This window comes from Klenkia terrae (assembly GCF_037083865.1).
GTDB lineage: Bacteria > Actinomycetota > Actinomycetes > Mycobacteriales > Geodermatophilaceae > Klenkia > Klenkia terrae.
The window spans coordinates 1-8027 of sequence record NZ_JBAPLV010000052.1 but is presented as its reverse complement, the minus strand read 5'-3'; the positions used below and the strand labels follow the sequence as shown (position 1 = coordinate 8027).

The 8027-nt window shown below is 77.9% G+C and carries 4 protein-coding genes and 1 pseudogene; 4 read left to right on the top strand and 1 reads right to left on the bottom strand.

Translation table 11 applies throughout. The annotated features are described in order from the left end of the window. Positions 1-259: 259 nt before the first annotated feature. Complete coding sequence (locus tag UXQ13_RS23270) at positions 260-814, bottom strand: hypothetical protein (RefSeq protein ID WP_336393084.1); 555 nt, start codon at positions 812-814, stop codon at positions 260-262. Between the two features lie 377 nt (positions 815-1191). Between UXQ13_RS23270 and UXQ13_RS23265 the strand changes: the two genes are divergently transcribed. From UXQ13_RS23265 to UXQ13_RS23250, 4 genes and pseudogenes are all read left to right on the top strand, one after another. Next, complete coding sequence (locus tag UXQ13_RS23265) at positions 1192-1479, top strand: hypothetical protein (RefSeq protein WP_225233139.1); 288 nt, start codon at positions 1192-1194, stop codon at positions 1477-1479. A 594-nt stretch (positions 1480-2073) separates the two neighbouring features. Beyond that, positions 2074-2307 carry a hypothetical protein gene (locus UXQ13_RS23260; RefSeq protein WP_225233138.1) on the top strand — a complete coding sequence of 78 codons (234 nt, stop codon included), beginning with the start codon at positions 2074-2076 and terminating at the stop codon, positions 2305-2307. 114 nt (positions 2308-2421) lie between these two features. Further along, positions 2422-2643, top strand: coding sequence for a hypothetical protein (locus UXQ13_RS23255; protein ID WP_225233137.1), 222 nt, complete (start codon positions 2422-2424; stop codon positions 2641-2643). After that, positions 2613-8027: pseudogene (locus UXQ13_RS23250) on the top strand (hypothetical protein); the annotation flags it as partial. The gene UXQ13_RS23255 and the pseudogene UXQ13_RS23250, both read left to right, overlap by 31 nt.

Sequence of the window (8027 nt, the reverse complement as noted above, 5' to 3'; positions counted from 1 at the left end):
CGGGCACCTCGGGCACGGGCACCTCGGGCACGGGCACCTCGGGCACGGGCACCTCCGCGCCGGGCCAGCCGGTCACGGCGCAACCTGCGCAGGGCCAGTCGGCACCGGCTCAGTCCGCGCCGAGCCAGCCCGCGCCGGCCACGTCGACGCCGGGCCAGCCAGCCTCGAACCAGTCCGCGCCGAGCCAGTCGACGCCGGGTCAGTCCGCGCCGGGTCAGTCCGCGCCGGGTCAGTCCGCGCCGAGCCAGTCGACGCCGGGTCAGTCCCCGGTGACCCCGTCCGCGCCCACCGCCACGCCGACGACCGGCACCCCCGGGCAGGCCGACCCGGCGAGCGCCGGGGACGGCTCGCCCGAGACCGGGACGGGCACCCCGACGACCGGTGCGGCCGCCGACACCGATGCGTCCACCGCGACCGATCCCGCCGCCTCCACGGACCCCTCGGACCCGGCCGGCCCGACCGGTCCGCCGGGATCCGGGCCGACCGCGCCGGCCGCGCCGGCCGCGCCTGGCGACGCGTCGCCCGCTGCGCCGGCCGCCGCGACGGCGGGGGACGCGCGCCGGGTCGCCCGCGTGGACCAGCAGATCGACGCGTTGACCGCTGCCGTGGCGGTCGAGGGCGCCGCCACCGGCGCCGACCCGCTGACCCGGGCCGACGTCGTCCAGGCCCTCGCGACCATCCACCAGGCGGCGGTGGACCGCAGCGGCACCGGATCCCGCGGCGACCCCTCCGGCCCCGACGACGGACGACCCCAGGGGCCGGCGGCCCAGGTGGGCGTCGACGGCCCGCTGCACAGCAGCAGCGCCGGCGGCATGACCAACTCCGAGGCACTGGACGGGGGCGCGCACGTCGAGATCAGCCTGGACTCGGTGCAGCACGTCGCCGCCGCGTTGGCTCTCGACCTCACCTCCGTCGAGGTCCTGGTGGCCACCGACGAAGCGAGCGTCGAGTGGTACGACTACTCGCGGGCGATGGCGTCGACGAACACGCCGTTCGGCCAGCCGCAGATCATCTTCGCCCCGGCTGCCTTCGCGACCGAGGAGTCCCTGGTGCGGACGGTCGCGCACGAGATGCAGCACGTCGTGCAGATCCGCGAGGGTCGAGCCGGCGACTCGACGGGCCGTGCCGCGTTGGAGGCCGAGGCGTACGGCGTGGAGGATGACGCGTGGGCGCGCTACCGGGAGGGCGGACATGTCGGCACGGGTCGTGGTGGAGCGGGTGTTCCAGGTGCCGCATCGCGGCCCGGTGGCGATGGGCCTGCTGACGGCCGGGACGGTCTCCGTCGGGGACTGGATGCAGGCGGTGGACAGCGGGGCCATGGTGGCGATCCGCGGCCTGGAGTTCCACGTCCCGCAGCCGGAGACCGGTCAGCGGGTGGGTCTCCTGCTCCGGATGGAGGACGCGACGGCGGTGGCCGCGGGATCGACGCTGGTCAGCGCGCCGCCGCCAGCGACCGACCAGGAGTCGCCGGAGGGCTGAACTCGCCCGCCGAGGTGTCCGACCGGGAGGCGTCGCCCCCGTCGCGCACCGGGGAGACGCCGCCCGCAGCCGGGGCCGCGGAGCAGATCGAGGGACCGCCGGCGCAGGCCGGTGGGGCCGTCCGGCCGCGGTCCGAGCTCCGCGCGGAGGCCTGGGCCGAGAGCACCTACGACACCATCCGGGCCGACACCCGCGACGTCGCCGACATCGTGCGCGCCACCGCCGAGGTGCCCCGCGAGGACGGTCGCACCGGGTTCACCGCCGAGGAGGTGACCCGGGTCAAGGACCACGTCTTCCACGAGGAGCACCGGCTCGGGGTGTTCGACGACAACGGCGACCTCGTGCCGGGCGAGCACGTGATGGGCCGGTTCGACCCCAACGCGGACATGGCCGAGGCGTGGATCCGGCTCACCCGGGAGGCCGACCCCCGCGATGTCGAGCTCCTGCTGCACGAGCTGGCCGAGGCCGAGCACATGGCCCGGCACCCGGACTGGACCTACCCGCAGGCGCACGCCGTCGCGCAGGCCGAGCACGACTGGCACCGCGGACGACGTGGACCCACCTACGAGAACACCGATACCTGGGGTGACCGCCATGGCTCTGCTGATGCGCTTTCGACGGGAGACCTCGACGCCGTCGACGGTGACCTACCGGTGGGGGACCGATCAGGGCGATCTGACCTGGACGTTGACGATCGACCCCGCCGACCCGGAGGCCCCGCCGAAGGGGGACGGGGACCCGAGGGATCGGGCGACGATCGCGGCCAAGTTGACCCTCCGCTGGATGCGGGAGGGGGACTGGCCCACGGGCGGAGCGATCCAGAGCTGAACCCCGCCGAGGCGGAGCAGGACGACCCCCGGACCGCTCCGGATCCCCGGCAGGTGGTCGACCGGGGATCGGTGCGCACGCCGCGCACCGGGGAGACGCGGGAGGGCCTGTCCCATGGCGACGGCGACGTTCGTGCAGAGGGAATCGATGGACGACCGGGAGATCACCTACCGGTACGGGCCGAGCCCGGACGCGATGGACCAGCAGCTGACGATCGACCTGGTGACGGGCGAGACGACGGGGACCACCGACCGCGCGCCCTGGGTGGGCGGGTGGCTCCGGCACCGGCAGGCGACGACGGGCCGGTGGCCCGACCGGGCGTCGATCGCGACCTGACCGGTGGCGATCCTGCTGCGCTGCCGACCGGCGACCCGGACCCCGTGCAGGCAGCCCTGGACGCCGCCGACGCCGCGGCCGCGCAGGCACTGGCCGGCCTGTCCGCCGACGACCGGGCGCTGCTGGACGCCCGCCTCGAGCGCGCGCAGGAGGTGGCCGCCCGGGTGAGCACCGACCTCCACGCGGTCGTCGGCGGCCTCGACGGCGACGCGGCGGTGCACAAGGAGCAGTACCGCGTGAAGGGCCCGGAGTCCGTCGCGCGGAAGTTCGACGGAGCCCTGGACGACGGCTCGGTCACCGGCCTCGAGCAGTTCCTCGACCGGGCCAAGGACCTGGTGCGGTTCTCCGTGGTGAGCGCGCCCGAGGGCTACGGCCCCCGCGTCACGACCGTGCTCGACGCACTGGCGGCGCGGGGGTACTCGGTCGTGGAGACGAAGAACAACTGGCTGGCGGGCAACAGCTTCCTGGGGCTGAACGTCCCGCTGGTGAGCCCCGACGGGCACCTCGTCGAGCTGCAGTTCCCCACCCACGCGAGCGCCGCGGTCGGCGAGTCGACCCACCGCGACTACGAGATCGCCCGGTTGCCGCAGGTGTCGGCCACCGACCGGCTGCACGCCACGGCCCGCATGGTCTCCGCGGTCATGGCCTCCGGGGCCGACACCGTCCTGCCGGACGGCGTCGACGCGTTCGGCCCGCCCCGCAGCAGCCGCCCGGAGGACGTGTGGCCGACCGACGGCGGGTTCCGCTCGATGGTGGCGGAGTACCTGGGGGCGCTGCCGGAGGGCGTCGGCGTGGTCGACGACCTCGGGGCGGCGGGGGTGGACCCCCGGGCAGCCGACCGGCTGGCCCGGGTGATCGAGGGGATGGGAGGCGATCGTGGCGGAGCACCCGTGGCGGTACGAGGTCCTGCAGGACGAGGTGACGGGCAGCCCGGTCAACGTGATGGCCAGCGAGGGACCGGTGCCGGGCGTGGTGATGTTCAGCCACAAGCGGAGGAGCTGGGAGGAGGCGACCGGTCGGGCCCAGGCCAGAGCGGTGGTCGACTCGGCCGAGGGGACGCAGCGGACCCGCCGGGTGGGCCGGGCGGAGGCCGAGACGGCGGCCGCCCGGTTCGGGCAGACGCTGCCGGACGAGCCGACGTTGACGGCCCTGCTGACGACTCGCTGACCCCCGGGGGCGACCCCGTCGTCCCGCCGGCGTTCGGGCTGGGCACGCTGGACCTGCCGCCGGCCTTCCACGACGTCGTGGCCCAGCACCTGCCCCCCGGGATGACCACGGACCGGTTCGACCAGCTGCGCCGGACCCGGGCCGAGGACCTCACCCCCGAGGAGCGGCAGCAGCTGCACGACGTCCGGATGTCGGTGCCGCTGGCGCCGGGCACGCCGGTGCAGCGCGTCATGCCGCTGTCCGACGCCGTCCGGTACCTCTCCGACGAGACGTCCGACGGATCCGACGGCCGCACCCGCTTCGCGCACACCACGGCCTTCGGCTTCACGGCCCGCCTGCAGGACGTCGCCGGCCTCACCACCGTCGCCGCGATCGTGGAGGGGCTGCGCCTGGACTACCGGGGGACGCCGTTCACCGACGACGTCCCCGTGGTGGCTGCGCTCCGCTTCCAGCGCGGCGCCGAGCTCGCCGTCCCCTTCGGCCCGGCGATGGCCGACGCCCGGCCCGAGGGCCTGCCCTACACCCGGTCCGACGACGCGCCGTTCACCGGCACCGGCTTCACGGGGAGCGTCGACCACCGGGTGCCCGAGGCGCACACCGGCACCGCGGTCCGGTTGACCGACGGCGCCGAGCTGTGGGCGGTCGCCGACGGGCGCGAGGTCCACCTGGGCACCTACGACCTCGACAGCGAGAGCTGGCTGGCGACCACGACCGGCGCACTGCTGGTCCAGACGGAGGAGACACATGGACGACCGGGCACGGACCTTGCCGGACGGGTCCTACGTGCAATGGCAGGGCCGGACCTACCGGGGGTCGGTGAGCGGCCCGGACCGGTTCGTGGTGTTCGCCGACAGCCAGGAGGACCCGGAGTTCACCCCGGGCCGGGTGCGGGGTTGGCGCCGGCTGGTGCCCGCGACGGAGGCGACGGCGTTCGAGCTGACCTCCCGGTGCAGGTGGCGGGGCGAGACGTTCTGGGTGCTGTCCCGCAGCGACCCGCCGGGCCGGCTCCTGCTGGCCTGGGACGGGGACCCGGCGACGGCGACCCGCTTGGGGCTGACCCGCACGGACAAGATGGGGTGGGAGATCGAGGTGGCCGAGTCGGAGGTGACCGACCTGGAGCAGGTGCGCTCGCCGGTCTGAGCGAGTCCGACGTCGCCGACCTCGTCCGGTTGGCCGAGCAGGCCACCTCGCCGCGCGCCGCGGTGCGCCGCGAGGTGGCCGCGGTGGCGGCCGAGCTGCTGCCAGCCCTGGGCCTGGACGAGGGTCGGTACGGCCCGGACGGCACCCGCACCGGCGGCTCCCCGGACTTCGCGGCCACCGTGGCCGCCCTGCCGCCGCAGGCCCGTGCCGCGGTCGCCGTCCTCGGCCTCGTGGGCGACCCCGCCGTGCTGCCCAGCGGGCTGCCGACGACGGGCCGGGCCGTGGGCAAGGTCCTGCTCGGCGGGGTGGTGGCCGCCGTCGCCGCCGCCGGGACGGCCACCGCGGTGGGCCTGGCCACCGGCGACCTCGGGCGGGTGGTCACCGCCGGCATCACCGGGGGCGCCGCGCTGGTCGGCCAGGTCGCGGCGCTGCGTGCCGACCGGGTGCACGCCCGGCTGACCGAGCTGCTCCGGGCCGCCGCCGACGTCCGCCGCGGCCTGCCCCCCGACGCCCTGGCCGTGCACGACCTGGCCGTCGCCGACGCCGTCCGCCGGATGTCCGGGGACGTCGCCGACACCGCCGCGTCGCTGCGTGCCCTCGACGACCTGGCCGCGGTCGCCGGCCGCCCGGCGGCGACGGGCCGACCCGGCGCACGCGCCCTGCTCGCCGAGCGGCTGGCCGGCGTGACCCCCGCGGCGACCCCCGGGCGGCGGGACCGGACGACGTCCGGCGAGGCGCGGGCCGACCAGCTCGCCGTCCCCCCGCAGGTCGGTCCGGACGCGACCCCCGCGCGCCGGGCCTGGGCGGCCAAGGCGGCGGCCGGTCCCCTGGCCGCCGCGACGGTCGCCGGCGTCGGGCTCGTCGTGGCGACGTCGCTGGGCCTCGCCCTGCCGGTCGCGGCGGTCGGCGGCCTCGTCGCCGCGCTCGCCTCGGTCGGGCTCACCACGGTCGTCGAGCACGCCCAGGCCCGGTACAAGGCGGTGCTGGAGGGCCGGCGCACCGCCGTCGAGGAGGCCCGTCGCGCCGTCCGCGCCGCCGCGGAGCACGCGGCCCGGTCGGCAGCCGGCCGAGCTCTGGACGCCCGCACCGAGGCGGCCTCGCAGCAGGCGGAGCGGGTGGCCCGCCGGCTCGACGCGCTGCTCGCCGACGCCGCGGCCGGCCGGCCGGTGGCGACACCGGACCCCGCCGCGGACGTCGCGCCGGCCACCACCGAGCCGGACGGCGGACCGACCGGCGACCAGCTGGTGCCCGGCCCGCGCACCGGTCCGGTCGACCCGACGTCGCTGTCCGACGCCGACCGGGCGCGGCTGGCCGACCTGACCAGCGCCCTGGACGCCGTCGACGCGGCCCGCGGCCGCAGCCGCACCGCCGCTGTGGCCCGGGCGCGGCAGGCAGCGGCCGGGCTCGGGCTCGACGCGCCGCTGGACCTCGGCCTCATCACCGACCCCGACGAGCTCGGCTGGCCGCACCGCCGGGCGGCGCTGGACCCGGCCCTGCAGCTGCGGCTGGCGGGCATCGACGAGTTGCCCAGCGCCGTCCCCGCCCCCGGCTGGGCGGTGGCGAAGGGACTGGCCTCGTCGGTGCTGCCCTCGGTGACCGGGGCGGTCCTGGGCGCCGCGGCCCTCGGGGTCGCACCGGCGGTCGGCCTAGCGCTCGGCCCGGTGGCCCTGGCGGTGTCGGCGGCGGTGGCGGAGCGGGCCACCGCCCTCGGCAAGGAGCGCGGCAAGCGCCCCGGCAGCCTGTGGTCCCCGGACGCCGCCGACGCGCTCGACGCCGGTGACGCCCAGCGCGCCGCGGCCCGGGCGGCGGCCACCGCGGAGCTGGCCGCGCAGCAGGCCGAGAACCGCGACCGGCACGACCGGCTGGACCGGCTGGACCGGGACCGCGCCGCTGCCCGCCGACGCCCGCGCACCGTCGTCCCGACGGCGCCGCCGACGCCCAGCGCCGCCGTCGAGGTCGAGGAGCGGGACGACGCGCCGCCGCCGCCGGCGCAGCCGGCCGCTGGCCGACCCCGCTACCCCGTGGCCGTCGCGCGGGCCCTCGGGCCGGCCGCCGTCGTGGTCGGCGGTGCGGTCACGGTGTTCGTCACGGCCACCGACCTGAGCCCGCTGACCCTCGTGCAGCCGCAGACGTGGAGCGCGCTGGGGGCGTCGGCGGTGCCGGCCCTCGCGGCCACCGTCGGCGCCGCCGCGGCGGGACTGGCTTCCGTGGTCGCGGCCGGGGGCGACGCGCTGGCGGGGAGGTCCGGCTTCGACCGCGAGGCCGCCCGGGCCAAGGCCGCCGAGGCGCGGCGGGCCCGCTGGTCGCAGCTCGAGCGGGCCGCCCGGCAGGCTGCCGTGGACGAGGCGGAGGCGCTGACCCGTGCCCGGCGCGCCGAGGCCCGGGCCGACCTGGCCGCGGCCCGGGACCAGCTGGACGACGCGGTCACGCGGTCGCGCCGCCCGCGGTTGCTGCAGCTCGTGCTGGACCGGGCGGCGGCGTTCGTGGCCACCGTGGAGTCCGCGCTCGGCCGGCTGACGCACGGGCCCGCACCCTCGGACGGCACCCCGCCGGTGGACGACGGTGCCGCGCGCGATCTCGCGGTGCTGGCCCGCGAGGCCGAGCAGCTGCGCACCACCCCGCCGGACGCGCGCGGCGTCCGGGTGGCCGAGGTGCTCGAGGAGGCCCGCCGACTGGGCCTGCTCGACGCCGGGCCCGATGCCGCCCGGCGCCGGACCGCGGTCCCGGCCGCCCTGGCCGCCGTCAGCGGCGCGTTCGTGGGGGTGGTCGTCTCCACCGGCCAGGACGCGCAGCTGTGGCGGTGGGTGCGCACCGTCGCCAACGCCACCGGGTGGTGGCCCGAGGAGGCCTGCGACTGCCCGCCCGGAGCCCCGTGCACCTGCGCGACCCCTGCGCAGTCCCCGACCACGCAGGCCCCGACGACGACGACTCCGGCCGAGCAGCCCCCGACCGCGGGCCCGCGCGACATGTCCCCGACGCCGGGCACCCCGACGCCGGGCACCCCGACGCCGGGCACCCCGACGCCGGGCATCCCGACCCCCGGCACCCCGACCCCCAGGACCCCGTCCCCGGGCACC